This is a genomic window from Micromonospora sp. NPDC023814 (genome assembly GCF_040639595.1).
Classification (GTDB): Bacteria; Actinomycetota; Actinomycetes; order Mycobacteriales; family Micromonosporaceae; genus Micromonospora.
The window spans coordinates 47,159-71,655 of the sequence record NZ_JBFAAF010000038.1; the positions used below are offsets into that span (position 1 = coordinate 47,159).

The window sequence follows — 24,497 nt, forward strand, 5'->3', positions numbered from 1 at the left end:
AGGAGGTGAATTCCCCGCCGCCGACCGCTGCTGCCACCCCGCCGTCCTCGACGCCGCCACGCCACCGGCCACCGTCAAGCCGTCCGCGTCGCGCGCGCCGGCCCGAGCCCGGGCCGGGCCGGGCCGGCGGACCCTGGCCCGGCCGGCGGGCGACGCCACTAGCCTGGGACTCGATGGATCCCATCGAGGCAACGCTGCTCCTCGCCGCCGGAGTCGCCACGGGCGCCTTCAACGCGGTCGCGGGCGGCGGCTCCCTCATCGCCTTCTCGGCGCTGCTCGGCACCGGCATACCGCCGCTGACCGCCAAGCTGACCAGCACGGTCGCGGTGTTCCCGGGGAACGTGGCCAGCGTCGTGGGCGGGTACCGGGATCTGCCACCCCGGCGAGACACCAGGCGGATCCTGCCCGCCGCCGTGCTCGGCGGGGTCGCCGGGTCGGCGCTGCTGCTGCTGACGCCCAGCCGCGTCTTCGACATGATCGTGCCGTTCCTGGTGCTCGCCGCCTCCGCCGTCCTCGGCCTCCAGGGCCGCCTGAACGAGATGGTCAGGCGCTCCGCGCTGCGTGGCCGACAGGAACACCCGGCGATGCTGCAGGCGTTGGTCGCCCTGGGCGGTGTCTACGGCGGCTACATCGGCGCGGGGTTCGGCATCGTGCTGGTCGCCAGCCTGGCTCTCCTGCAGCACGAGCCGCTCACCAGGACGGTCGCCCTGAAGAACCTGCTGTCGGCCGTCATCTCGTTCACGGCGGTGGTGCTCTACGTCTTCTTCGGCACCGTCAACTGGGCGGGGGCAGCCGTCCTGGTCCCGGCGACCGTCGTCGGCGGCTACGTCGGGGCGCGGCTGCTCCGCAGGCTCCCCGGTGCCCCTCTCAAAGCCGTGATCGTCACGTTCGGGGCGGTCTTCGGCCTGGTCCTGCTGTGGCGCAACGTGCTGTAGACCGGGTCAGCCGACGGCCGGGGGCGGCTCGGCGCCGGCGAGGTGCCGCAGGACCGCCCGCGCGGCGTCGTTGTGCCGAAAGGTCGGCGCGCCGACCCGGGGCGGTACGGCCCGGCGGCCGGTGTCCGTCGGGCGCGGGGGACCCGCCGGGTGGACCTGGCCCCGGTCATCCGACGCGGATGACCGGGGCCAGGCCGTCGCCGGTCAGGTCAGCGGCACGTGGCGGGCCAGCGCGGCGCCGCCGGCCTCGAACGCGGCCAGCAGGCCGTCGGCCGTGCCGCCGGTGACCGGGACCAGCACGGTCACCGGGTCGCCCGGGCGCAGCTGCACGGACCGCTCACCGAGCGAACGCTCGCCGTCCCAGGCGTGCAGGTACGCGGTGCCCGCGCGGTCGGCGAGGACCGTCACCTGCACCCCGCCGGCCACCTGGCGCTGGCCGGTCAGCCGCAGCGCCCGCTCGGGGAGCCGGGCCACGGCGGCCGGCGCGACGCCGTCGACCGCGGACTGCGCGATGGTCTGCGGGCTGTGCACGCTGCGGGCGGCGGTGTCCGGGAACACCGGGGCGCTGGGCTGCCGCTGGGCCGGGGTGTACCCGGGCAGGGTCACCAGGCCGTACCGGTACGGGTCGGCGCGGACGCCGGTGAAGGTGGACCAGCCCAGCCGGGACTGGGACGTCAGGTCCTGGGTGTCCGAGTCGTAGACCAGCACGTTGAAGCCCATCCGGGCCGGGTCGACGGCGTCGGGCAGCACCGCGAACGGGATGCTCGCCTCGATGGTGTAGCCGGCGTACGGCGCGGTGACCTTGCTGACCATCGTCATCCCCGGTGCGGTCGTGGCACCCGGGCCCTGCCGGTTGTCGGCGTCGCGCTGCCAGCACGGCGGGTCGCCGCCCGCGGGGTCGTCGGTGACCGGGAAGATGCCGGCCTTGAACACCGTCGAGGTGTCCGTCGAGTTCCCCTTCGGGTCGACGATGATCTCGACGCTGTCGGTACGCCGCTGCCGCTTGCAGTCCTGCGGCACCACCTTCTTGCCGAGCACGTCGTCGGTGACCTGGACGAACACCTTCAGCGCGTCCTCGGTCCAGGCGACGCGGCCCGTGGCCGAGGCGTCCTGCGGCGTGGTGGCCTGCCCCTCCCAGATCCGGGACAGGTCCAGCTCCTCGCCGGGGTACTCGCCCGGGGAGGCCACCCCGTCGACGGCGTGGTCGTGCCCGGCGTGCGGCACCTCGCTGGTGGGCACGATCTCCAGTGCGCCGGTCTCGACAGTGCTGCCGGCGGTGCTGGTGGTGGTGATGGTGATGCCGTAGTCGCCGCCGTCGCCGCCCTCGTTGGCGGTCGGCAGGGTGGCGTCGCTGTTGGTGACGGTGAAGGTGACCGCCCCGGTCGCGCCCGGCGCCAGCTCGGCGTAGCTCTTGGTCGCCGCGTCGGCGGTGAAGCCGGCCGGCAGGCCGAGGGTGACGGTGCCGCTCTGCGGGGCCTCGCCGTGGTTGCGCAGGTCGACCCGGACGGTCCGGCTCTTGCCGGAGCCGACGGTGAGGACCGGCTTGATCAGGGTGTCCAGCTGCGGGTAGCCGCTGTCGCCGGCCCAGGTGCGGAACAGCCCGACCTCGGGCAGTGGCTCCAGGGTGCCGCGCACGTCGGCGACCACCCGGACCGCGCGGTCGGTGCGGCCGGCGCCCTGGCCGGTGGTCAGGCTCGCGCCGACGAGGTGCTGCTCGTTGGTGTCGGCGCCGGCGGGAACGGTCACGGTGAAGGCGACGGTCCGCTCCGTGCCGGCGGGGACGGCGCCGCGCAGTGCGCCGGAGCCGGTGGCGGTCCAGCCCTGCGGCAGCCGCAGGGAGACCCGCGGGACGGTGAGCGCCTGGTCGTGCGGGGCGCGGACGTGCGCGGTGACCTCGACGGTCTCGCCGGGGGCGAGGTCGAACCGGTCGGCGGTCAGGTAGAGCTCGGTGCCCTGGGGAAGCCCGCCGGTCGTCGCCGGCAGCACCGAGCCGCGCAGGATGGCCTCCGGCGAGGTGTCCGCCGGGTCGTACGGAACGCGGCTGTCGACCAGGGTGTAGAAGTCGCAGCGGATCTTCGCGGGGTCGGTGGGGGCGGCGGCGGTGCCGGCCCAGCCCTGGGTGACGTAGTCCCGGCGGGCGTCGACCTCGACCTCGGCCCAGGTCCTGCCGTCGGCGCTCGGGGTGCCCTCCCAGACGCCGAACACCTGGTCGGTCGGGACGGTCGGCACGAAGCTGGACGCGCACTGCGCCCCGGTCGCCGAGCTGCCGGTCCCGCCGGTACGCAGGAACTTCGCCGCCCGGAACGGCTTCAGGCCCTCCTGCGTGAGCTGCTCGGGGAAGGCGGCCGGGTCGGCGGCGGCGTGGAACGCCTCGGCGGCGAACCGGGCGGCCTGCTGGTGGTTGCCGTGGTTGCCGGGCGTCGGCGACGGGTTCATCGTCATGACGATCTCGGGCCGGGTCTGCCGGATCACCCGGACGATCTGGGCCAGGGTGTCGTCGTGCCCCCAGATCTGCTCGGACAGCGGCGCGGAGGCGGTGTACCAGAAGTCGACGCGGTCGAGGTTGTACAGGTTCTCCACGCCGGCCCGGCCGATCGCGGTGCGCTCCTCGCGCTCGCGGATGATGCCCAGCGGCGGGCCCTCCTCGAGGCCTACGGCGTTGCCGCCGCCCTCGCCGCGGGTGATGGTCACGACGCCCGCCTTGGCGCCGTGCTTCTCCTTCCATTGGCCGAGGGTGGCGAGGCTGCCGGCCTCGTCGTCGGGGTGGGCGCTGACGAAGAGGACGTCCAGGTCGACGGTGTCGGTCGGCCGGGCGTCGGTGGGGGCGGCTAGGGCGGCGGCGGGCGCCCCGGACAGGGCCAGGGCGAGCGCCGTGGGTAGCAGGAACGACTTGAGTCGCATGCAGGTCCTTTCGCGACACGCGAGGTCCGCGCAGCGGCCACCGACGTCGGGCGCGCGGTGGCGCGGACGCGGGGTCGTGGTCGGACGGCGAGACGGCGGCGGTGGGGGGTGCGGGGCGCGAGGGGCGCCACGGCACCGGGGTACGCAGCGGCACGGAGATCCGTACACACTGGAAGGCCTTCGCCCGGTGACGCTAGGGACCGGTGCGGCGGCCCGTCAATGCTTTGCAAGGTCTTTCTTTATTTGCGAAAGAAACAAACAAGGGGTCAGGCGATCTTCCACGCCTCGGTCGGCGGCGCGGGTGCTCGACCTCCGGCGGAACCCGCGAAGGGTGTTTCTGCTGCTCGTGAAGGTGGCCGCAAGGTAACGAGACGGTTTCGTTACTTGACTCGATAGTTCGTTCGCCGTAGGAAGGAAGTGTGACTGACGTGGTGACGCCACCGACGAGCCCGGTGAGCCGGGAGCGGTCGAAGGAGATCAAGCGGCTTTCCGTGATCTCCACCGCCCGCCAGGTGCGGGTGCTCTCCCGCGCCGAGCTGACCGAGCTCACCGGCCTGAGCCCCGCCACGCTCACCCCGCTCGTGCGGGAGCTGATCGCCGAGGGCTACCTCATCGAGCGTGGTCCCGGCGCGTCGCGCGCCGGCCGTCCCCGGGCGATGCTGGAGTTCAACCCCCGGGCCGAGCTGGTCGCCGCGGTCTCGCTGGAGCCGTCCCGGCTCAGCTGCGAGATCGCCGACAGTGACGGGACCGTGATCGCCCACCGTGCGGTGCGGCTCGCCGGCGACATCGTCGACACCATCTGCCGCTCGGTGCCCGAGCTGGTCGGCGACGGCCTGCCGGCGCTGCGCGGGGTGGCTGTCGCCGCGCCCGGCATCTCCACCGGCGGCGCCGTCCGCCTGGCCCCCTCGGTCGGCCTCGTCGAGGCGCGGCCCGTGGGGGAGTCGGTGCAACGCCGGCTCGGGGTGCCGGTGCTGGTGGACAACGACGTGAACCTGATGGCCGCCGGTGAGCACGCGGTCGGCGCCGGCAGCGACGTCGCCGACCTGCTGCTGCTGCACGTCGCCGACGGCATCGGCGCCGGCCTCGTGCTCGACGGGCAGGTCCGCCGGGGCGCCGGCGGGGCCGCCGGCGAGGTCGGCTTCCTGCCGCTGGACCCGGCCGACCGGGGCCACGACGGGATCGGCCCGTTCGAGGCCCGCTGGTCGGAGAACGCCATCGCCGAGCGGGTGGTGGCGCTGGCCCCCGGGCGGCGCCCGGACTCGCCCGTGGCCGCCCTGGTGGAGCTGGCCGCCACCGACGAACGGGCCGCCGCGTACCTCGACGAGCTGCTCGCGGCCTGGTCCCGGCTGATCGTCTCCTGCGTCTGCGTCGTCGACCCCGGGCGGGTGCTGCTCAGCGGCGCCGCCGCCCAGCTCGACGACGCCGCCGTCGACCGGCTCCAGGCGCTCGTCAGCGCCGCCGCGCCGAGCGCCACCGACGTCCGCCGGGCGGTGCTCGGCGACCGGGCGGTGCTGCACGGCGCCGTCAGCTACGCCCTCTCCGCGGCCGCCGCGGGCCTGCCCACCCTGCTGCCGACCCCCTGACCTCACACCCCGAACAACGTAGTTCCCCTCACCCCTCGGAGGTACCCCATGAAACGTCGCCTTCTCCTCGCCGGCGCGCTCGCCACCGTGCTCGCCGCCGGCACCGCCTGTGGCGGCGGCGGTGACGACGCGGCCAGCGGCGGCAGCGCCGAGAAGCTGACCATCTACACCGCCCGCGACAAGAAGGTCTCCGACTACGTCGTGGACCAGTTCACCGCCAAGTACCCCGAGTACAAGGGCAAGGTCGAGATCCTCAACCTCGGCGCCCAGGAGATCCTGGAGCGGGTGCGGGCCGAGAAGGCCAACCCGCAGGCCGACGTCTGGTGGGGCGGCACCCAGCAGGGTCTCTCGGCCGGCGCCAGCGAGGACCTGCTGACCTCGTGGCAGCCGGCGTTCGCCAGCAAGATGGACCCGAAGTACAAGGACGCCGAGGGCCGCTGGTTCGGGGAGATCCTGCTGCCCGAGGTCATCATGTACAACAACAAGGCCCTCACCCCGGAGCAGGCCCCGAAGGACTGGGACGACCTGCTCAAGCCGGAGTGGAAGGACAAGATCATCATCCGGGACGTGGCCGCGTCCGGCACCATGCGGTCGATCTACGCCGCGATGATCGTCCGCCAGTCCGCGGACGGCAGCAACCCGCAGCCCGGCTACGACTGGCTCAAGAAGCTCGACGCCAACACCGGCGCGTACGCGGCCAACCCGACCGACCTCTACCTGAAGCTGTCCCGCCAGCAGGGCACGCTCAGCGCCTGGAACCTGCAGGACATCCTGCTGCAGGCCAACCAGTCGAACATGCCGTTCGGCTACGTCATGCCGGCCTCCGGCGCCCCGGTGCTGGTCGACGGCCTGGCCGCGGTCAAGGGCGGCAACAGCGAGGGCGCGCAGAAGTTCATCGAGTTCCTCTTCGACGACAAGCTCCGCGCCGACCTGGCCAAGGACTACTACCAGATCCCGGCCGTGGACATCGCCGACAAGCCGGAGTGGCTGGCGCAGCTCCAGCTCAAGCCGCTGGACGTCGACTGGGACGTGATCGGCAAGAACGAGACCGAATGGATCAACCACTGGAACAGCCAGATCAAGAACAAGGGCTGACCGCCCGGGTGCCGGGGGCGGGCCCGTCCCGTCCCCGGCACCCCGCCGCCCGCCCCCGGGGCGCCGGCACGGTTTGAGAGGGGAGCCCCCTCTCCACCGGAGGCGTCAGGAAGCTGCCCTTCCCGTCGCCCGCCCCCCATCCCACGACCGACAGGTCCGGTACCGCACGAAGGAGAGGACCTCATGATCGATGTCACGCTGGAGTCGGTGAGCAAGCGCTTCGCGCGCGGCGGCGACACCGCGGCCGTGGACGACGTCGACATCACCATCGCCGCCGGGGAGTTCTTCACGCTGCTCGGCCCGAGCGGCTGCGGCAAGACCACGACCCTGCGCATGGTGGCCGGGTTCTACTTCCCCACCTCCGGCCGGATCCGGTTCGGCGCGGAGGACGTCACCCGCCGACCGCCGAACAAGCGCGACACCGGCATGGTGTTCCAGAACTACGCGCTCTTCCCGCACATGAGCGTGGCCCAGAACGTCGCGTACGGGCTCAAGATCCGCAAGGTCGGCCGGGCCGAGTCGCGGCGCCGGGTCGAGGAGGCGCTCGGGCAGGTGCACCTCGCCGGCTACGGCGACCGCCGCATCGACGAGCTCTCCGGCGGCCAGCAGCAGCGCGTCGCCCTCGCCCGGGCCCTGGTGATCCGGCCGCGCACCCTGCTGCTCGACGAGCCGCTGTCCAACCTCGACGCCAAGCTGCGCGAGGAGACCCGGGTGGAGATCCGCCGCATCCAGCGCGAGGCCGGCACCACCTCCATCTACGTCACCCACGACCAGGCCGAGGCGATGGCCATGTCGGACCGGATCGCGGTGATGCAGTCCGGCCGGGTGCAGCAGATCGGCGCCCCGCAGGAGATCTACCACCGCCCGGCGACCAGCTTCGTGGCCCGCTTCATCGGCCGCAGCAACGTGCTCTCCCTGCCGGTGGCCGGCGCCGCCGAGCAGGCCGTCACGGTGAAGCTGCCCGCCGGCGGCGAGATCGCCGTCCCCGCCCCGACCGGGCACGGCCTGCGCCAGGGCGACACCGCGCTGGTGTCGGTCCGCCCCGAGCACATCGGCCTCACCTCGGCCACCGACGCGGACGCGCTGCCCGGCCGGGTCACCGAGGTGGAGTTCACCGGGATGGCCACCAACCTCGTGGTCGACGTGGCCGGCGAGTCGGTGCAGGTCGCCGCGATCGACGTGCCGGACGGGATCGCCGCCGGCGACCAGGTCGGGCTGCGGCTGAACCGCGAGCGGATGTGGGTGGTGCGCCCGTGAGCACCATTCCCGCCACCCCCAGCCCGGCCACCGTCGCCCCGGTCACCCAGGAGCCGACGCCGCCGCGCGCGCCGCGCCGTCGGCTCGCCGACCGGTTCGCCGGCGGCACCGGCTCCCGCTGGTTCCCGTACGTCCTGGTCTTCCCGCTCGCGCTGATCCTCTTCGGGTACGTGGTGCAGCCGATGTTCGCCACCTTCGCCGAGAGCGTCGGCGTGGACGGGGTGGAGAACTACGGCGCCTTCCTCTCCGGCGACGGGGTGGCCCGCTCGTCCCTGGTCACCTCGCTGATCATCTCCGCGGCCAGTGTGCTGCTCTGCGGCGTCGTCGGCGTGGCGATGGCCTTCCTGCTCAAGCGGTTCTCGTTCCCCGGCCGCCGGCTGATCGAGGCGATCATCCTGGTGCCGGCGGCCCTGCCGCCGCTGATCGGGGCGATCTCGTTCCAGCTGCTCTACAGCGAGACGGGCATCCTCCCGCGCGGGCTCCAGCAGCTCTTCGGCACCGAGAACCCGGTGCTGCCGTTCAGCGGCATCGCCGGGGTGCTGGTGGTGCACACCTTCACCATGTACCCGTACTTCTACCTGTCCGCCTCCGCCGCGCTCGGCGGGATGGACCCCTCGGTGGAGGAGGCCGCGTACAACCTGGGGGCCGGCCGGGTCCGGGTGTGGCGTACGGTGCTGCTGCCGATGCTCACCCCGGCGCTGGTCTCCGCCTCGCTGCTGGTCTTCATGACCTCGCTGGCCTCGTACACCGCCCCGCTGCTGTTCGGGGTGGACCAGACCATGACCATGCAGATCTACATCAACCGCACCAACGGCGACCTGCCGATGGCCTCCACGTACGCCTCGGTGCTCGGCGTGGTGTCGGTGCTGTTCCTGCTCGGCATGCGCTGGTACGAGGGGCGGCGCAGCTACCGTTCCCAGTCGAAGGGGGTCGCCGCGCACCGGCGGGAGATCACCAACCCGTTCGGCAAGTGGCTGGCCCTGGTCGCGTCGATCCTGGCCACCGCCGTGCTGCTCGCCCCCGTGGCGACCATCGCCCTGGTGGCGTTCTCCGCCGACGGCTCCTGGACCACCGAGGTGATCCCGGCGGCCTACACCACGCAGAACTTCGTCACCATCTTCTCCGACCCCGAGGCGTTCCAGCCGATCCTCAACTCGCTGCAGATGAGCCTGATCGCGACCGTCGGCTGTGTCGTGGTCGGCGTGCTCATCGCGTACGCGGTGCGGCGGCTGGACTTCCGTGGCCGGGGCCTGCTGGACGTGGCGGTCATGCTGGCCTGGGCGCTGCCCGGCACGGTGGTGGCGATCAACCTGATCTCGGCGTTCAGCACCGGCAACGCGTTCAGCTTCGGGCAGGTGCTCATCGGCACCTTCTGGATCATGCCGCTGGCGTACTTCGTGCGGTTCCTGCCACTGGTGTTCCGGTCCAGCTCGGCCACCCTGGCGCAGATCGACCCGTCGCTGGAGGAGGCCGCGCGCAACCTGGGCGCGTCCTGGTGGCGGGCGTTCGGCACGGTCACCCTGCGGCTGATGCTGCCCGGCGTGGTGGCCGGCGCACTGCTCGCCTTCGTGCACGGCGTCGGCGAGTTCGTCGCCTCGGTGCTCATCTACACCTCCGACACCGCGCCGATCTCCGTGGAGATCAACAACCGGATGTACTCGTTCGAGGTCGGCACCGCCGCCGCGTACGGCATGCTCCAGGTGGTCCTGATCTTCGTGGTGATGGTGGTCTCCGGCCGGCTTGAAGGCGGCCGGCGCTCCAGCCGGGAGGCGGCGCGGTGGACGGCGTGAGCGCGGCGGCCTGGCCGGCGGGCGGCGGGCTGGTCCCCGCCGCCCGGATCCCCGGCGGGGAACTGGCGGCGGTGGCCGAGGCGGCGGACTTCGCGGTGCTGCCGGTCGGCGCGGTCGAGTGGCACGGCCCCCACCTGCCGCTCGGCACCGACCTGATCCTCGCCCAGGGCTTCGCCGCCGAGAGCGCGGTCCCCGGCGACGGCGGCGCGGTGCCGTCCGGCGACGGGACCCCGGGCGGCGCACCCGGCACGACGGCGGGTCCGCGCGGGGTGCTCTTCCCCGCCGTGCCGTACGCCGCGTGCCCCGGCCAGACCCGGCCGTGGCCCGGCACCGTGGCGATCCGGCCGGAGATCGCGGTCGGCTACCTGGCCGACGTGGTCGAGGGCATCGTGGCGGCCGGGTTCCCCCGGCTGCTGATCGTCAACGGGCACGACGCCAACATGTCCACCGTCCGGGCCGCCATGGAGTGGGTCTCCGGGCGGCGCACGGCCAGCCTGCTGCTGGTCAACTGGTTCCAGCTCGTGACCCCGACCGAGACCGCCGAGCTGTACGGGCCGCTGCCGGCGCGCGGCCACGGCGGGGCGTACGAGACCGACGGGGTGCTCGGCTTCGACCCCGGCGCGGTGCGCCTCGACGCGGTCGCCGACCTGCCGCCGAGGCCGAAGCTGCCGGTGACCCACCCGTACGTGCTGGTGGAGTCCCGCCCCGACCCGTGGCAGGGCTGGTCCGGGCACGTCTCGCTGGCGGGCGAGGAGACCGGCCGGCGGGTCCGGGAGCTGGCCGCGACGCGGCTGCGGGAGGTCGTCGCCGCCTGGGTGGCCGCCCCGCTTCCCGCCCCGCCCACCGACGCCCCGCTGCCCGCCGACACCCCGGTCGGCGCCGCCCCGCCGCCCACGGACGTTCCGCCCGCCGGCACTCCGCCGGCCGGCGGGCCCGAGCCAGAGGAGGCACCGTGACCGTCGACCGCGGACTCGACGTCGTCGACTTCCACCTGCACTTCCGTATCGGCGCCGACGAGACGATCCGGGCGTGCGAGCACGCCGCCGGCATGCACCCCGGCGGCGAGCACGAGCGCGCCGTCCGCGCCGCCGGCTCCGCCCCGTACGCGGCGCAGTGGCGGCAGGCGTGGGGCTTTCCCGACCCCGAGCCCCCCGCGCCGCGGTGGGAGGACGAGGCGGACCGGTGGGCGCAGGAGCTGCGCGCGGTCGACATCCGCCGGGCCGTCTTCGTCACCGGCGGCGGCAACGACACCGTCGCCGACGTGGTGGACCGCCACCCCGACCTGCTGCTCGGCTTCGCCCACCACGACCCGTACGGCCCGGACGCCGCCGCCGAGCTGGAACGCGCGGTGGTCGAACGCGGCCTGCGCGGGCTGAAGCTCTTCGCCCCGCTGCTGCGCGGCCCGCTCGACGACGAGGCCCTCGACCCGCTCTGGGGCACCGCCCAGCGCCTCGGCGTGCCGGTGCTGATCCACATCGGCCACTACGGCAGCGCCGGCGGCCTCTCCCACGGCCGGTACGGCGGCCCCGACGAGCTGGCCCGGATGGCCCGACGCTTCCCCGAACTGGCCGTGGTGGTGCCGCACTTCGGCGTCCAGCACGTGCAGGACCTGCTCTTCGCCGCCTGGGGCTGCCCCAACATCCACGTCGACACCTCAGGATCGAACCAGTGGGTGCGCTGGATGCCGTACAAGCTGACGCTGGACGAGCTGTTCCGGCGCTGCTACGAGACCATCGGCCCGCACCGGATCGTGTTCGGCAGCGACTCGTCGTGGTTCCCGCGCGGCTACGTCACCCGCTACCTCGACGACCAGCTGCGGATCTGCCGCGAGCTGGGCCTGCCCGACGACCACCTGCGCGCGATCTTCGCCGGGAACGCCGAGCGTCTGCTCGGCCTCGACCACTGACCGGCTGACGACCGGGCGCGGCGGGTGACCGGCGCGCCCGGCACGGAAGGAAGTAGAGAACCGTCATGAACACACCCGCGCTGACCACCTACCAGCGGCACCACCTCCGGCCGACGTACGACCACCACGTCGGGTACCTGTTCCCGGCCATGGTGCGGGCCAGCCAGGCGCACGTGGTGATGCTGACCGAGCAGGGGCTCATCCCCGCCGAGCGGGGCGCCCGGCTGCTGCGCGGGCTGGCCGAACTGCGCGCCGACACCGCCCCGGCGCCGGAGTTCGACGGCACGTTCGAGGACACCTACTACCTGATGGAGAAGCGGCTGGCGCAGGCGTGCGGCATCCCCACGTCCGAACTGGACGTGCAGATGGCCCGCAGCCGCAACGACCTCGACGCCGGGGTGTTCCGGATGCTGCTGCGCGACCAGCTGCTCGGGGTCCTCGACCGGGTCCTGGCCGCCGGCGGGACCGCCCTGGACTCGGCGCACCGGTACGCCGACGTGGTCATCACCGGCTACACCCACCGTCGGCCGGCCCAGCCCACCACCATCGGGCACGCCCTCGCCGGCTACGCCGAGGCCCTCGCCGGCGAGGCCGTCGCGTACGCCGACCTGATCGAGACCCTCAACACCTCGCCGCTGGGCTCCTGCGCGTTCGCCGGCACCGACCTGGACATCGCCCCGGCGCGCGTGGCCGAGCTGCTCGGCTTCGGCGGCCTGGTCACCAACTCCTACGAGGCGGTGGCCGGCGCCGACCACCTCGTCCGGGTCGGCACCCTCAACGCCCAGGCCCTCGCGACCGGCGCCCGGCTGGCCCGCACCCTGATGGACTGGCTGAGCTGGCGCTGGGTGACGACCCCCGGCGACTTCACCCAGGGCAGCAGCATCATGCCGCAGAAGCGCAACCCGGTGGTGCTGGAACACCTCGTCTCGATGGCCGGCGCCACCGCCGCCGACGCCGCCTCCGTGCTCAACAACGTCGGCGCGGCCTGGTGGGAGGACTCCAACAACGCCACCACCGACGTGCAGGTGCGGCTCTGGGAGAGCAACGACCGCACCGACCGGTTCTTCGCCCTGCTCGGCGGCTTCCTCGCCGAGATCGAGCCGCTCGAGCCGCCGTCGCGGGAGGAGATCGTCGCCTCCGGCGCCACCACCACCGCCGCGGCGGACGCGCTGACCCGGCACGGGGTCCCGTTCCGGGCCGCCCATTCCGTGGTCGGCCGGCTGGTGCGCGGCGGCGCCCCGGACACCTGGACCGCGCAGACCGTCCGGGCGGCGGCCGAGGGGATCGCCGACGGGCTGGCCGATGCCGCCGTCGCCGACCTGATCGCCGCCGCCGTACGCCCCGAGCTGGTGCTCGACCGCGCCCAGGTCGACGGCCCCGGCGCGGACGCCGTCCGGGCCCAGGTGGTGGTGCTGCGCGGCACCTTCGACACCGTCGCCGGCCGGCTGGCCGCCGTCCGGGACCGTCTGGCCGCCGCCGACAAGGCGTTGGACGCGGTCGCCGCCGAGCGGGCGGGCCGATGAGCGCCGGCGCGGGGGTCGTGGCCACGGGGACGGGACGGTGAGCGTGCGGTTGGCCGGTCGGGCAGCCGAGGCCGCCGAGGCGGCCGGCGACGCGGGCGTGCTGCTCGGCATCGACTTCGGCGGCACCAAGATGGCGGTCGGGGTGGCCGACGGGCAGGGGCGGCTGCTGGCCCGCGAGCGGGTCCCGACGTACGCCGAGCGGGGCGCCCCGCAGGCCCTGGACCGGGCGCTGGAGCTGGCCGCGAAGCTGGTGGGGGAGGTCGGCTCGCCGGTCGTCGCGGCCGGCATCGCCTCGCCCGGCGTGGTGCGGCCGGACGGGATCGACCTGGCCCCGAACGTGCCCGGCTGGGACCGGCTGCGGCTCGCCGACGCGGTCCAGGATCGGCTGGCGGTGCCGGCGGTTGCGGTCGACAACGACCTGAATGCCGCCGCCCTGGCCGAGCTGCGGATCGGCGCGCTGCGCGACGCCGACCCCGGCCTGGTGGTCGGCCTCGGCACGGGCGTCGCGGCGGCGGCCACGGTCCGCGGGGCGGTGCTGGCCGGTCACCACGGGGCGGCCGGCGAGATCGGCTACGCCGTGGCCGGCGGCCCGTGGCCGGGCACCATGCTGGAGCTGGACTTCTCCGGCCGGGCGCTGGACGGGCTCGCGGACTCGCTCGGGCTTCCGGGCGGCGCACCCGCGCTGGCCGCCGCAGCCGAGCGCCCCGGCCCGGCCCGGGACGCGCTGACCGCCCGGGTGGACGAGCTGGCCCGACACCTGGTCACCTGCTGCCTGCTGCTCGACCCGCAGCGGGTGGTGCTGGTCGGCGGGGTGGCCGGCAACGGACTGATCCGGGGTCTGCTGGGGGAGCGGCTCGCCGCGGTCCTGCCGTACCCGCCGGAGGTGGTCCTGTCCCGGTTCGCCGACGACGCCGCGCTGCTCGGCGCGGTCATCCTCGCCCGCGAGGCGGTCCCGACACCCCGGTGACACCCGGCGCCGACGGGCGGCCGGCTCCCGCACCGGGGGCCGGCCGCCCGTCGTTGTCGGTGCCCGCCGATAGGGTTCCGGCCGTGACGCACACCGACTGGTCAGACGTGCGCGGGCGGCTCGCCCGGCTGGCCGCCCACCCCGACGGTGACAAGGTCTTCGGCGCCCACGCGCACCGGTGGACGCTGGAGCCGCCGCTGCGCGCCGAGGAGATGGCTGAGCTGGAGGGGCAACTGCGGGTCGAGTTGCCCGAGGAATACCGCTCGTTCCTGCTCACCGCCGGCCGGGGCGGCGCCGGGCCGACCTACGGGCTGTTCCCGCTGCGCAGGGTGGACGGCCGCTGGGCGTGGGAGGGCGACGGAGCCGACCTCACCGATCGGGACACACTGCACCAGCCGTTCCCGCACACCGAGCCCTTCAACCCGGCCGACGGGCTGCCCGAGCCTCCCGACGAGGAGGACTACGACACCGTCGAGGCGTTCAACGAGGCCGAGGACGCCTACTGGGAACGGCACGACAGGCTGGTCTACTCCCCCGAGCACTCGATCGGGCTGCTCTACCTGTGCCACCTCGGCTGCGCGCTGCGCGAGGCGCTGGTGGTCAGCGGCCCGGCGCGCGGCCAGATGGGGGCCGACGACACCGCCGAGGGGAGCGGATTCCGGCCGCTGCGCGACGCCGACGGCACGCCGCTGGGCTTCGACCGCTGGTACCGGCGCTGGCTCGACGAGGCCGACGCCGCGGTCGCCTGACCGGCCGCGCGGGCCGGCGTCCGCACCTGGCAGCGCAGCCGAACCGACGGCCGGCGAGGGCGGCAGAAGTGTCGGTGGGCGCGGTTACGGTTGCGGCATGACCGCCCCCGGAGACGTGCCGTCGGAGTTCCTCGACCGGCTGCGGCCGATCTGTCGCGAGCTGCCGGAGAGCTACGAGGAGCCGGCCTGGGTGGGGGTGCGCTGGCGGATCCGCAAGCGCACCTTCGCCCACGTGCTCACTGTCGACCCCGACCACCAGATGGCGTACGCCCGGGGCGCCGCGACCGACGAGCCAACCTGCGTGCTGACGTTCCGCTCGCCCCTCGACGAGGTCCACGCGCTGGTGGCAGGCGGTCACCCGTTCTTCAAGCCGGACTGGGGCGCCGACGTGCTGGGCATGGTGCTCGACCACGGCGTCGACTGGGCCGAGGTCGGCGAGTTGCTCACCGAGAGCTACTGCCTGCTCGCCCCGAAGAAGCTGGCCGTCCGGATCACCGGGCCGGTCGGGCCGGCCTGAGTCCCGGCAGCACGCCGGTCACGACGACCGCCGCACCCGGCAGGCGGGTGCGACGGCGAAGACGTTCGGCACCGACCGGGCGCGTACGTCCGGCTCGGCCCGAGGTGGCGCCCTACGCGGCCGACGCGGCCGGCCGGGGGCGTCGCGCCGACCCGGCTGCGGCCGGCCGGTCGGTACGGTCCGGTTGCCTCGGGACGCCGGGCGACGACGGCTGCGTGGCGGAGTCGGCCCGGGCCACGCGCAGCGCGTGCTGGGCGTTGTTCCAGGCCGGGCAGGGCCACGCCTGGCCCGCGCAGAGCAGGTTGCGGCAGCCGCCCTCCCCGTCCGGCTCGTGGGCGTCGGCCACGTCCAAGGCGAGCTTCCACAGCAGTGGATCGGTCACCTCGTCGGGACGGTCGGCCTGGCGGTCGGACCGGTCGATGCTGGTGTCGGACACGAGTGATCCCCCCTCGGGCGCAGGTGCGACTTCCACCTTCTCCATTTTCCGTGCCGGTGAAACCTCTACCCCCGGCACAGCGTGGCAGGTGTCGGGCGGGCGCCCGGGGAGGCTCGCGCGGTCAGTTCAGGTCGAGCGGCACGGTGGCAATCTTCCCGGCGGGCGTCGGCAGCCGGACCATGCCGTCACCCTCGGTGGTCAGCGGGTTGCCGAGCCGGCCGGGAAGGCCCGCGCGCCACGCCCTCCGACGCCACGGGCGCCGATGAACGCGGTCGTGGCGGCCGGTGTCTGCGCGACCACCCGCACCTCGGTACGGCCGTCGCGGTCCGGGACCTGGTCAACACTACACCGTGCCCGTCCACCGCCAACCCCGTGGTCAGGGCCGGCGGCGCCACGGTCGGCTCGGCGGCGCAGCAGGGTTACCGCCAGTTTCCGACCGACGTCCGTTGACGTGTTCGGTCGTCGTCAGCGGCAGAAGTGTCGGCACGGATCCAGGTGTTGGCCCACCCGCCGCACCGACATGATCAGACGACACGCTTGGCGAGCCCGCCCATCTTCACCGAGGTGAACACCGCGGCGGCCAGGGCGACGTCGGAGAGCAGCATGAGGCCGATGGCGTAGGAGCCCTGCGCGCCGTACACCCAGCCCATCACCAGCGGCGGGACGAACCCGCCGAGCCCGCCGGCGGCGCCGACCAGCCCGGTGACCGCGCCGACCTGGTCGGCGGGGGCGACCCTGCCGACGAGCGCGAACACGGCACCGCTGGCCGCGCCGAGCAGCACCGCCATCCCGAGCAGCGCGACGGTCGCGACGGGCATCAGGGCGGGCTCGAAGGCCTGCACCACCGCGAAGGCGGCCACTCCGCCGAAGCACCACACCAGCACCGGCACCGGGTGCAGCCGGTCGGAGAGCCAGCCGCCCATCGGCCGGGCGAGGACGGCGAGGACCACGAACCCCGCCGTGCGCAACGCGCCGTCCTCGGCGCTCAGGCCGTAGGTGGTGCGTAGGTAGGCGGGCAGGTACACGCTGAAGGCCACGAACCCGCCGAAGCCGACCGCGTACAGGAAGCACAACTGCCAGGTGACGGTCAGCCGGCCCACCGCGGTGAGGCGCCGCCAGGCCGAACCGGTCGGCCGCGCCCGGTCCGGGGCGTCCCGCAGGAGCAGGAACGACAGGACCGCGTACGCGGTGAGGATCGCGGCCACGAGCAGGAACGGAGCACGGGCGCCGTAGGTGTCGGCGAGCCGGACGGTGGTGAAGTTGGCGATGGCGGTGCCGCCCATGCCGATGCCGAACACGCCGATCGCGAAGCCGCGCCGCGCGGGTGGGTACCAACCGGAGACCAGGGGAACGCCGACGGCGAACGCGGTCCCGCCGATGCCGAGGAAGAAGCCGGTCACGATCAGCGCCGGGTAGGACGAGACCACGCTCAGGGTCAGCACCGGCACGATCGTGGCGAGCGTGACCAGCGGGAAGACCACCCGGGCGCCGTACCGGTCGGTGAGGGCGCCGACCGGGATGCGGCCCAGCGACCCGACCACCACCGGTACGGCCACCAGCAGGGACTGCGCGGTGAAGCTGAGGTCGAGGCGTTCCTTGATGCCTGGGCTGAGGGGACCCAGCAGCGCCCACCCCCAGAAGTTGACCAGGAAACCGAGAGTGGCCAGGGCGAGCTGGGTCGTAGCGCCGGATCTGCCCCGGGTCGGCGTGCCGGAGGCGCTGTGGGAGGCCGCCGCGGCCGTCGGGTTGGTGTCCGTCGGCTGTCCGTCACGGGCGATGGTCATCGCTGCTCTCCGTCGGATCGATCGTCGTGCTGCCGGTGTGCGTCGGTCGCAGGGAGTCGCGGATCCGCCCTGCCGTTACGAGCCTTGCCTCCGCGACGGGGCCCAGGTAGGGCCGAAAGTCGCCCATCGGCTGGGACACCGCGGGTGCCGGGGGAGCGGCCCCGCCGTCGGTGAGCCGCCGCGCCGCGCCGCGGCAACGGGCGGGAACCTCTGTCGTTCCGGGCCCGTGTGGCGTTCAGCGACCGGAGCGGCTGCGGTCGCGACGCGGGCGGGGCAGCCGCGGTGGGCCCTCCCAACCGGGCCGGCTCGGCCGCAGCCCGGGCCGGTCGTCCCGACTGCGGTACACGACGTACGGGCGGGTGGCGTAGCCGACCGGAGCGCTGAACGCGTGCACCAGGCGGGTGAAGGGCCAGAACGCGAAGAGGGCGAACGCCGCCAGGACGTGGATCTGGAAGGCCACCGGCACGCCGGCCATGACCTCCGGGTCGGGGCTGAGGTAGAACAGGGACCGGAACCACGGGGAGATGGTCTCCCGGTAGTCGTAGCCGGGTCCCGACACGTTGGCGCGGACGGTCGCCCACAGGCCGAGGACGATCACGCCGGCGAGTACCACGTACATCGCCTTGTCGTTGCGGGTGGTGGCGGCGAAGACCGGGCCGGTGAGTCGTCGGCGGGCGATGAGGATGCCCAGCCCGACAAGAGTGCAGAAACCGGCCACCGTGCCGACGAACACGGCCGTCAGGTGGTAGCTGTGCTCGGTGATCCCCACCGCCTCGGTCCAGGACTTGGGCACCAGCAGGCCACCGACGTGCCCGATCAGGACCATCAGGACGCCGAAGTGGAACATCGGGCTGCCCCATCGCAGGATCGTGTTCTCGTAGAGCTGCGACGAGCGGGTCGTCCATCCGAACCTGTCGTACCGGTGGCGCCAGACCAGCCCGCCGACCAGCACCGTCAGGGACAGGTACGGGTACACGACCCACAGCAGCGTGTTCATCGGTGACCCCTTCCGTTCGTGACTGCGGTGCTGGGCTGCGCTGCGTTCCTCGCACTCACCGGCGACCCTCCGTCGTGTCGACCAGACCGAACGGCTCCAGGCCCACCTGCTCCACCGGCGGGCCGGTGCGGGCCAGCCGGGCCGCCGCGGCGAGGTCCGCCGGCCCGGCGGGCGGCAGCATCTCCCGGACGGCGACCACCGCCTGCCGGTAGGCCGACTGCTCCCGCCCCAGCGCCTCCACCAGCAGGTCGAGACCGACCCGGTTGGCCCGCAGCAGCCGCCACCCGCCGTCGTCCACGGCGGCCAGGTCGAGCACCGCGGGCAGGAAGTCGGGCAGCTCGCCGCCGACCACCGCCAGACCCGCCCGCTTGTACGCGCCGAAGAAGCCGACCAGGGCCTCGCCGCGCTTCCGGGTGTCGCCGCAGGTGTAGTACGTCAGGTGCAGGCAGCAGCGGCGCCGGAAGTCGAACAGCTCCACGTACGCCGCCCGCAGCCGGCCCGGCTCGGTGCGTTCGCGGTGGCCGACCACCTCGCCCAGCGGCCCGGCGACCGCCGCCGGCAGTTCGTCGAGGGCGGCGCGCAGCACCGGCAGCGCCGCCATGACCTCGTCGTCGGGGTAGCGCAGCAGCAGCGAGGCGGCCCGGGCCGCCACCGCCCGCCAGGTGGGCCCGCTCATCCTGCGTCCTCTCCACGGTCGCGGGGGCGGGGCGGGAAGAGCCCCTTCGGGGTGCCCTTGCCGTCCCAGTTGAGGAGGTTGACCCGGCGCGGCTCGTCGCCCGGGTCGGTGAAGCTGTCGGCGGTCTGGCGGTCCCGCAGCATGTGGAAGGTCTCCACCTGCACCGGCACCGTCGTGCCGGACGACTCGCCGAACGGTCCCTGCCCGTACGGGCCGCCGCCGCCCATGCCCGGGCCGTCCTCGTAGTCGAGGCTGCATTCGGTGGCGACCTTCTCCAGCCGGTGCGCGTCCTCGGCGTGCGCCGCCGGGATGACGTAGCGCTGCTCGTACTTGGCGATCGCCAGCAGCCCGTACATCTCGTCCATCTGGTCACCGGTCATCCCGACCGCGGCGGCGATCGACTCGTCCGCGGCCTCGCCGAGGTTGATCCGGCGCTGGTACGCGCGCATCGCCGCGAGGCGGTTGAGCACGCCGCGCACCGGGCCCGGGTCACCGGCGCTGAACAGTTCGGCGAGGTACTCCACCGGGATGCGCAGCGCGTCGATGGCGCCGAAGAGGTTACCCGCGGCCTCGCCGTCGTGGCCGGTCTCGCGTAGCACGTCGACCACCGGCGACAGCGGGGGGATGTACCAGACCATCGGCATGGTCCGGTACTCCGGGTGCAGCGGCAGCGCCACCTCGTACTTCATGATCAGATCCCAGACCGGAGAGCGCTGGGCCGCCTCGATCCAGTCGTCGGGGATGCCGGCCGCCCGGGCGGCATCGACCACGGCAGGGTCGTGCGGGTCGAGGAAGACCGAGCGCTGGGCCTCGTACAGGTCGCCCTCGTCCCGGACGGCCGCCGCCTCGGCGACCCGGTCGACGTCGTAGAGCATCAGACCGAGGTAGCGCAGCCGGCCGACGCACGTCTCGGAGCAGATGGTCGGCTGGCCGATCTCGATGCGCGGGAAGCAGAACGTGCACTTCTCGGCCTTGCCGGTCCGGTGGTTGAAGTAGACCTTCTTGTACGGGCAGCCGGTCACGCACATCCGCCACCCGCGGCACCGGTCCTGGTCGACCAGGACGATGCCGTCCTCGGCCCGCTTGTAGATCGCCCCCGAGGGGCAGGATGCCGCGCAGGACGGGTTGAGGCAGTGCTCGCAGATGCGGGGCAGGAAGAACATGAAGGTCTTCTCGAACTCCTGCTTCACCTGGTCGGAGATCTTGGCCAGCACCGGGTCGCCGGCGGCGATCTCGTTGCCGCCGGCGAGCGAGTCGTCCCAGTTGGCGCTCCAGGTGATCTTCGTGTCCTGGCCGGTCAGCAGGGACTTCGGCCGGGCGACGGGAGTGTCCTCGCCCGCCGGCGCGGTGAGCAGGTGCTCGTAGTCGTACGTCCACGGCTCGTAGTAGTCCTGCATCGACGGCAACTTCGGGTTGGCGAAGATGCTGAACATCTTCTTCACCCGGCCGCCGGAACGGGGCTTGAGGCGGCCGGTGCGGGTGCGGACCCAGCCGCCCTGCCACCGCTGCTGGTCCTCGTACGTGCGCGGGTAGCCCTGGCCGGGCCGGGTCTCCACGTTGTTGAACCACACGTACTCCACGCCGGACCGGTTGGTCCACGCCTGCTTGCACGTCACGGAGCAGGTGTGGCAGCCGATGCACTTGTCGAGGTTCATCACCATCGCCATCTGGGCCATCACGCGCATCAGTACTGCACCTCCTGCGAGCGGCGGCGGATCACGGTGACCTCGTCACGCTGGTTGCCGGTGGGGCCGAGGTAGTTGAACGCGAACGACAGCTGCGCGTACCCGCCGATCAGGTGGGTGGGCTTGACCAGCAGCCGGGTCAGCGAGTTGTGGATGCCGCCGCGCCGGCCGTTGACCTCGGCCTTCGGCACGTCGATCACCCGCTCCTGGGCGTGGTACATGTAGACCGTCCCCTCGGGCATCTTGTGGCTGACCACGGCCCGGCAGACCACCACGCCGTTGCGGTTGACCGCCTCGATCCACTCGTTGTCCCGTACGCCGATCTTCGCGGCGTCGGCCTCGCTCATCCACATCGTCGGCCCGCCCCGCGAGAGCGTCAGCATCAGCAGGTTGTCCTGGTACTCGGAGTGGATCGACCACTTCGAGTGCGGCGTCAGATACCGGACGGTGATCTCCAGCTCGCCGTTGCGGCCCAGTCTCGGCTCGCCGAAGAGCTTGTGCATGTCCAGCGGCGGCCGGAAGATCGGGAGCGCCTCACCGGCCTCGTGCATCCAGTCGTGGTCGAGGAAGAAGTGCTGCCGCCCGGTGAGGGTGTGCCAGGGCTTGAGCCGCTCGGTGTTGATGGTGAACGGCGAGTATCGGCGGCCGCCGTGCTCGCTGCCCGACCACTCCGGGCTCGTGATCACCGGCACCGGGCGGGACTGGGTGTCGGCGAAGGTGATCTGCTTGCCCTCGTGTTCGGCGGCCAGGTCGGCCAGGCGTACGCCGGTGCGCTTCTCCACGTCCCGGAAGCCGGCGGTGGCGACCCGGCCGTTGGTGGTGCCGGAGAGGGCGAGGATCGCCTCGCAGGCGTGCACGTCCGTCGCCAGCGACGGCCGTCCGTCGGCCGCGCCGCCGCGCACCTCGCCGTTCTTGCGCCGCAGGTACGCCACCTCCGGCCGGACGTCGACCGACACGCCCTTGCCGGTGGTGCCGAGGCTGTCCATCAGCGGGCCGAGCGCGGCCAGCTTGTCGGCGACCGCCCCGTAGTCGCGCTCGACCACCAGCAGCTTCGGCATGGTCCGGCCGGGCACCGGCGTCTCGCCCTCGGCCGCCCAGTCGCGGACCCGGCCGTGCGGGGTCGCCATGGCGTCCGGGGTGTCGTGCAGCAGCGGCGCCGCGACCAGATCCTTGCGTACGCCGAGTCGGGTCGCCGCCAGCTTCGAGAAGGCCTTCGCGATGCCGTGGAAGGCGGCGAAGTCGGTGCGGGTCTGCCACGGCGGGCTGATCGCCGGGGTGAACGCGTGCACGAACGGATGCATGTCGGTGCTGCTCAGGTCGTGTTTCTCGTACCAGGTGGCGGCCGGCAGCACGACGTCGGAGAAGAGCGTCGTGGAGGTCATCCGGAAATCCAGCGACAGCAGCAGGTCGAGCTTGCCCTCCGGTGCCTCGTCCCGCCAGGTCACGTCCTTCGGCCGCAGTTCCGCCGGGGCCTCGTCGGCGCGCAGGTTGGCGTCGGTGCCGAGCAGGTGTCGCAGGAAGTACTCGTTGCCCTTGGCCGACGAGCCGAGCAGGTTGGCCCGCCACACGGTCAGCACCCGTGGCCAGTTCTCCGGCGCGTCCGGGTCGGTGCAGGCGAAGCGCACCCGCCCCTCGCCGAGTTGCTCGGCCACCCAGCCGGCCGGGTCGTCGGGCCGGGCGGCGAGGGCCTCGTCGGCCAGGTCGAGGGGGCTGCGGTCGAAGGTCGGCATCGACGGCATCCAGCCCGACCGCGCCGACTGGGCCAGCAGGTCCATGGTGTGCTTGCCGGCGAAGGCGCCCGTGCCGGTCGGCGAGGACACCACGTCGGCGGAGTACGTGTCGTAGCGCCACTGGTCGGTGTGCACGTACCAGAAGGCGGTGCCGATCATCTGCCGCGGCGGCCGGACCCAGTCCAGGCCGAACGCGAGCTGCGCCCAGCCGGTCGCCGGGCGGCACTTCTCCTGCCCGACGTAGTGCGCCCAGCCGCCACCGTTGACGCCCTGGCAGCCGGTGAGGGTCACCAGCGCCAGGATCGCCCGGTAGGTGGCGTCGGAGTGGAACCAGTGGTTCGTGCCCGCGCCGAGCAGGATCATCGACCGGCCGCCCGAGCGCTCCGCGTTGTCGGCGAACTCCCGCGCCACCCGGGCTACCTGTGCCGCCGGCACCCCGGTGATCGGCTCCTGCCACGCCGGTGTGTACGGCGTCGCGACGTCGTCGTAGCCCGCCGGCCACTGCCCGGGCAACCCGTCGCGAGCCACGCCGTACTGGGCCAGCAGCAGGTCGAACACGCTGGTCACGATGATCTCTTCGCTCGCGCCCGCCCGCCCACCCGCCCGCCGGATCCTCCGGGTCGGCACGCCCCGGCGCAGCACCTGTGGGGTGTCGGTGTCGAAGCGGGGCAGTTCGACCTCGACCGCGTCGCCGGCGCCGAGGCAGGTCAGCGCCGGCTCCAGGTCGCCCAGGTCGAGGTTCCACTGGCCGTCCTGTTCGCCCCACCGGTGGCCGAGGCTGCCGCGCGGCACGGCGGGGGCGTCGGTGGCCGAGTCCCACAGCACCGTCTTGAAGGCCGCCTCCTTCCCGGTCTCGCCCAGGTGCTCGGCGGTGAGGAACCTGCCCGGCCGGTACGCCCCGTCCGCGCCCGGCTCCAGGGTCACCAGGAACGGCAGGTCGGTGAACCTACGCACGTAGTCGACGAACCGGGGCGTGCGCCGGTCGACGAAGAACTCCTTGAGCACGACGTGCCCCATCGCCATCGCGAGGGCGCCGTCGGTGCCCGGTTGGGCCGGCATCCACTCGTCGGCGAACTTGACGTTGTCGGCGAAGTCGGGGCTGACCACCACGACCTTCTGGCCGCGGTAGCGTGCCTCGGCCATCCAGTGCGCGTCCGGGGTGCGGGTCACCGGGACGTTCGAGCCCCACATGACGAAGTAGGAGGCGTCCCACCAGTCCCCGGACTCGGGCACGTCGGTCTGGTCGCCGAACACCTGGGGGGAGGCCACCGGCAGGTCGGCGTACCAGTCGTAGAAGGACAGCATCGACCCGCCGAGCAGCGACACGAACCGCGCGCCGACGGCGTGCGACACCATCGACATCGCCGGGATGGGGGAGAAGCCGGCGATCCGGTCCGGGCCGTACTCGGCGATCGTGTGCACGTGGGCGGCGGCGATCATCTCCTGCGCCTCGTCCCAGGTGATGCGCACCAGGCCGCCCTTGCCGCGGGCCCTCTGGTAGCGACGGCGGCGCTCGGGGTCGGCCTGGATGTCCGCCCAGGCGGCCACCGCGTCACCGAGGCGGCTCTTGGCCTCCCGGTACATCTCCACCAACACGCCCCGGGCGTACGGGTAACGCACCCGGGTGGGGGAGTAGGTGTACCAGGAGAAGGCGGCGCCCCGGGGGCAGCCGCGTGGCTCGTACTCCGGCCGGTCGGGCCCGACGCTCGGGTAGTCGGTCTGCTGCTGCTCCCAGGTGATGATGCCGTCCTTGACGTACACCTTCCAGGAGCACGAGCCGGTGCAGTTGACCCCGTGCGTGGAGCGCACCACCTTGTCGTAGGACCAGCGGTCCCGGTAGAACGCGTCCGCCTCCCGGCCGCCGATCTGGTGGAGCGTACGGCCGTCGGCGGACACCTCGGCCCGGCGCACCAGGCCGCCCACGGTCAGCAGCGCCCGTCCTGCACTCTCGGTGGCTCGCGACATA

At 73.4% G+C, this 24,497-nt stretch carries 18 protein-coding genes; 11 read left to right on the forward strand and 7 right to left on the reverse strand.

Annotation, left to right across the window (positions count from 1 at the left end):
- The first annotated feature begins 173 nt into the window (after positions 1–173).
- Positions 174–935 carry a sulfite exporter TauE/SafE family protein gene (locus tag AB0G14_RS20730; protein ID WP_357699688.1) on the forward strand — a complete coding sequence of 254 codons (762 nt, stop codon included), beginning with the start codon at positions 174–176 and terminating at the stop codon, positions 933–935.
- Between the two features lie 204 nt (positions 936–1,139).
- Here the strand turns inward: AB0G14_RS20730 and AB0G14_RS20735 are convergent, their stop codons facing one another.
- Entirely contained in the window at positions 1,140–3,836 is a 2,697-nt protein-coding gene (locus AB0G14_RS20735) for a sugar-binding protein (RefSeq protein ID WP_357699690.1), read from the reverse strand.
- A 419-nt stretch (positions 3,837–4,255) separates the two neighbouring features.
- Between AB0G14_RS20735 and AB0G14_RS20740 the strand changes: the two genes are divergently transcribed.
- The 10 genes from AB0G14_RS20740 to AB0G14_RS20785 all read left to right on the forward strand — a co-directional run bounded on the left by AB0G14_RS20740 (position 4,256) and on the right by AB0G14_RS20785 (position 15,223).
- Positions 4,256–5,419 (forward strand): ROK family protein, encoded by a 1,164-nt coding sequence (locus AB0G14_RS20740; RefSeq protein WP_357699692.1) that lies wholly within the window; start codon positions 4,256–4,258, stop codon positions 5,417–5,419.
- A 48-nt stretch (positions 5,420–5,467) separates the two neighbouring features.
- On the forward strand, positions 5,468–6,514 hold the full coding sequence (locus AB0G14_RS20745) for an extracellular solute-binding protein (RefSeq protein WP_357699694.1): 1,047 nt from the start codon (positions 5,468–5,470) through the stop codon (positions 6,512–6,514).
- A gap of 183 nt (positions 6,515–6,697) precedes the next feature.
- Positions 6,698–7,771 carry an ABC transporter ATP-binding protein gene (locus AB0G14_RS20750; RefSeq protein WP_357699696.1) on the forward strand — a complete coding sequence of 358 codons (1,074 nt, stop codon included), beginning with the start codon at positions 6,698–6,700 and terminating at the stop codon, positions 7,769–7,771.
- Complete coding sequence (locus AB0G14_RS20755) at positions 7,768–9,561, forward strand: iron ABC transporter permease (RefSeq protein WP_357461826.1); 1,794 nt, start codon at positions 7,768–7,770, stop codon at positions 9,559–9,561. Before AB0G14_RS20750 ends, AB0G14_RS20755 begins: the two co-directional genes overlap by 4 nt.
- Entirely contained in the window at positions 9,549–10,517 is a 969-nt protein-coding gene (locus AB0G14_RS20760; RefSeq protein WP_357699699.1) for a creatininase family protein, read from the forward strand. The genes AB0G14_RS20755 and AB0G14_RS20760 overlap by 13 nt, the downstream gene beginning before the upstream one ends.
- Positions 10,514–11,467: an amidohydrolase family protein gene (locus AB0G14_RS20765; protein WP_357699701.1), complete on the forward strand. Its 954-nt coding sequence runs from the start codon at positions 10,514–10,516 to the stop codon at positions 11,465–11,467. Before AB0G14_RS20760 ends, AB0G14_RS20765 begins: the two co-directional genes overlap by 4 nt.
- Positions 11,468–11,532: 65 nt before the next feature.
- A complete protein-coding gene (locus tag AB0G14_RS20770) occupies positions 11,533–12,990 on the forward strand; it encodes a lyase family protein (RefSeq protein WP_357699703.1) in 1,458 nt (485 codons plus the stop codon).
- 37 nt (positions 12,991–13,027) lie between these two features.
- Positions 13,028–13,957 carry an ROK family protein gene (locus AB0G14_RS20775; protein ID WP_357699705.1) on the forward strand — a complete coding sequence of 310 codons (930 nt, stop codon included), beginning with the start codon at positions 13,028–13,030 and terminating at the stop codon, positions 13,955–13,957.
- Positions 13,958–14,040: 83 nt separating this feature from the next.
- Positions 14,041–14,706, forward strand: coding sequence for an SMI1/KNR4 family protein (locus AB0G14_RS20780; protein WP_357699707.1), 666 nt, complete (start codon positions 14,041–14,043; stop codon positions 14,704–14,706).
- Positions 14,707–14,803: 97 nt separating this feature from the next.
- Positions 14,804–15,223, forward strand: coding sequence for an MmcQ/YjbR family DNA-binding protein (locus tag AB0G14_RS20785; RefSeq protein WP_357699709.1), 420 nt, complete (start codon positions 14,804–14,806; stop codon positions 15,221–15,223).
- Between the two features lie 112 nt (positions 15,224–15,335).
- Here AB0G14_RS20785 and AB0G14_RS20790 read toward each other — a convergent pair whose 3' ends face one another.
- The 6 genes from AB0G14_RS20790 to AB0G14_RS20815 form a co-directional block, all read right to left on the reverse strand.
- A complete protein-coding gene (locus AB0G14_RS20790) occupies positions 15,336–15,659 on the reverse strand; it encodes a hypothetical protein (protein ID WP_357699711.1) in 324 nt (107 codons plus the stop codon).
- Positions 15,660–16,183: 524 nt separating this feature from the next.
- The gene (locus tag AB0G14_RS20795; RefSeq protein ID WP_357699713.1) at positions 16,184–17,443 is read right to left on the reverse strand and encodes an MFS transporter; all 1,260 of its coding nucleotides are present in this window, start codon (positions 17,441–17,443) and stop codon (positions 16,184–16,186) included.
- A gap of 235 nt (positions 17,444–17,678) precedes the next feature.
- Positions 17,679–18,440 (reverse strand): respiratory nitrate reductase subunit gamma, encoded by a 762-nt coding sequence (gene narI / locus AB0G14_RS20800; RefSeq protein ID WP_357699715.1) that lies wholly within the window; start codon positions 18,438–18,440, stop codon positions 17,679–17,681.
- A 55-nt stretch (positions 18,441–18,495) separates the two neighbouring features.
- Entirely contained in the window at positions 18,496–19,116 is a 621-nt protein-coding gene (narJ, locus tag AB0G14_RS20805) for a nitrate reductase molybdenum cofactor assembly chaperone (protein WP_357699717.1), read from the reverse strand.
- A complete protein-coding gene (gene narH, locus AB0G14_RS20810; protein ID WP_357699719.1) occupies positions 19,113–20,801 on the reverse strand; it encodes a nitrate reductase subunit beta in 1,689 nt (562 codons plus the stop codon). The genes narJ and narH overlap by 4 nt, the downstream gene beginning before the upstream one ends.
- The gene (locus AB0G14_RS20815; RefSeq protein WP_357699721.1) at positions 20,801–24,496 is read right to left on the reverse strand and encodes a nitrate reductase subunit alpha; all 3,696 of its coding nucleotides are present in this window, start codon (positions 24,494–24,496) and stop codon (positions 20,801–20,803) included. Before AB0G14_RS20815 ends, narH begins: the two co-directional genes overlap by 1 nt.
- Position 24,497: the final 1 nt, after the last annotated feature.

Coding starts and splice junctions, on each gene's coding strand:
- AB0G14_RS20795 (WP_357699713.1), bottom strand. CDS start 17,443: ATGACCATCGCCCGTGACGGACAGCCGACGGACACCAACCCGACGGCC.
- AB0G14_RS20750 (WP_357699696.1), top strand. CDS start 6,698: ATGATCGATGTCACGCTGGAGTCGGTGAGCAAGCGCTTCGCGCGCGGC.
- narH (WP_357699719.1), bottom strand. CDS start 20,801: ATGCGCGTGATGGCCCAGATGGCGATGGTGATGAACCTCGACAAGTGC.
- AB0G14_RS20735 (WP_357699690.1), bottom strand. CDS start 3,836: ATGCGACTCAAGTCGTTCCTGCTACCCACGGCGCTCGCCCTGGCCCTG.
- narI (WP_357699715.1), bottom strand. CDS start 18,440: ATGAACACGCTGCTGTGGGTCGTGTACCCGTACCTGTCCCTGACGGTG.
- AB0G14_RS20770 (WP_357699703.1), top strand. CDS start 11,533: ATGAACACACCCGCGCTGACCACCTACCAGCGGCACCACCTCCGGCCG.
- narJ (WP_357699717.1), bottom strand. CDS start 19,116: ATGAGCGGGCCCACCTGGCGGGCGGTGGCGGCCCGGGCCGCCTCGCTG.
- AB0G14_RS20785 (WP_357699709.1), top strand. CDS start 14,804: ATGACCGCCCCCGGAGACGTGCCGTCGGAGTTCCTCGACCGGCTGCGG.
- AB0G14_RS20745 (WP_357699694.1), top strand. CDS start 5,468: ATGAAACGTCGCCTTCTCCTCGCCGGCGCGCTCGCCACCGTGCTCGCC.
- AB0G14_RS20815 (WP_357699721.1), bottom strand. CDS start 24,496: ATGTCGCGAGCCACCGAGAGTGCAGGACGGGCGCTGCTGACCGTGGGC.
- AB0G14_RS20730 (WP_357699688.1), top strand. CDS start 174: ATGGATCCCATCGAGGCAACGCTGCTCCTCGCCGCCGGAGTCGCCACG.